Below are 1,703 nucleotides of genomic sequence, written 5' to 3' on the forward strand. Positions count from 1 at the left end.
GCATTCCTGTTAGAAGGATTTTTGGGGACTTAACAAGAAAGAGCCCTCTTGGTATGATACGGGGTGTCAAATCGTCGACGAAATGACCCCTAATTTGTAACCAAGGAGGACTCCATAATGGATTTTATACAAAATCAAAAAATTAATCAAGTCACCGAAAAAACGCTTGTCATCGGTATCGATATTGCCAAACGTACACATTACGCATGCTTTGTAGATGATCGAGGACGGGTGCTCCAAAAATCATTCTCTGTGTCCCAAGCTGGAAATGGCTTCGAGCTTTTCTATCAACGTATTATGACTGCCATGAAGGAAACTGAAAAAACAGAAGTCCTTGTCGGGATCGAACCTACGGGCCATTACTGGCTCAATTTAGCCTACTTCCTTAAGGAACGCGGCATTCCCTTGGCGATGGTTAACCCGATGCACGTCAAAAGGGCAAAAGAGTTGGACGATAATCTACCGACCAAACATGACCGTAAAGACGCATTAGTGATTGCTCGTCTCGTAAAAGATGGGCGTTTCAGTTATCCGCGTATCTTGGAAGGTATGGAGGCTGAACTTCGCGTTGGATCATCGTTTAAAAGTAAACTGACAGAGGAATTTGGTGCTGTCAAAAATATGATAATCCGCTGGTTAGATCGTTATTTTCCTGAATTTACTCAGGTGTTTCCGAAATTCGGAAAAATGGCTTTGGCTGTACTTGAATGTACCCCATTCCCAAGTGATCTTCACCAGAAACAACCCGATGAAGTTTTATCTCTTTATCGAGAGGTCGAGGGATTCAAATCCCCCCAAAGACCGAAAGCAATACGCATTATTGAAGTCGCAGCTAACTCTATCGGAGTAACAGAAGGACGTGAGATGGCCCGTATTGAAATTGCCACACTCGTTCGCCGTTACCAACAGCTGGAACAAGATATCGAAAGTATTACAGAACAATTAGTTGAGCTTGTAAAGACTTCTGTAGAATATGAATGGCTATCAACGGTGCCAGGGCTTGGAGATGCGACGATTATTGATCTTTTAGCTGAAATCGGAAGTTTTTCACACTATGAAAATCCACGCCAACTCATTAAACTCGCGGGATTAACGTTACGTGAAAATTCCTCCGGCCAGCACAAAGGTCAAAAACGTATTTCTAAACGGGGCAGAAGAAAGCTACGGGCCCTCCTGTTCCGAGTAATGATGCCGATGATTCGCCACAATGAAGCCTTTAGAAAACTACATGAGTATTATACAAATCGCCAAGTTAATCCGTTACGAAAGAAGCAATCCATCGTGGTTCTATGCGGAAAACTATTGAAAGTATTACACGGAATTAGTACAAAGCATAAAGCGTTTGATGCACAGCGAATGATGAAGGACATTTCTAGTCTCACTGAGGCTGTGTAAGATCCTACATCCCCCTTAGCAGACCTAGACAATAGGATGACACGGAGAAGCTGGCACTATTTTTTCCATTCGACTTCGAGTCCCTAAAGGAGCTTCGCTAGCCTCTGCCTTATGACTAGACCGAACGAAGGAATGTAGGCACACAGATGCCCAGAGACATGGGAGGGTACGTCATCATAAGCTACGCAGAGATCCAATGTGCATCATATAATTCCTTATCACTACTTACCATATTTGCCCAGTAGTGACCGCGTAGCGTACCCACATATTGGAATTGTTTCACATAAAATGAAAATATTGTTAGGGGA

1 protein-coding gene is annotated in these 1,703 nt (G+C 43.2%); it reads left to right on the forward strand.

Translation table 11 applies throughout. The annotated features are described in order from the left end of the window. The first annotated feature begins 117 nt into the window (after positions 1-117). Positions 118-1,395, forward strand: coding sequence for an IS110 family RNA-guided transposase (locus BFI01S_RS21785; RefSeq protein WP_061794433.1), 1,278 nt, complete (start codon positions 118-120; stop codon positions 1,393-1,395). Positions 1,396-1,703 lie beyond the last annotated feature (308 nt).

The sequence above is a fragment of the Cytobacillus firmus NBRC 15306 genome (genome assembly GCF_001591465.1).
Taxonomy (GTDB): Bacteria; Bacillota; Bacilli; order Bacillales; family Cytobacillaceae; genus Cytobacillus; species Cytobacillus firmus.

Coding starts and splice junctions, on each gene's coding strand:
- BFI01S_RS21785 (WP_061794433.1), top strand. CDS start 118: ATGGATTTTATACAAAATCAAAAAATTAATCAAGTCACCGAAAAAACG.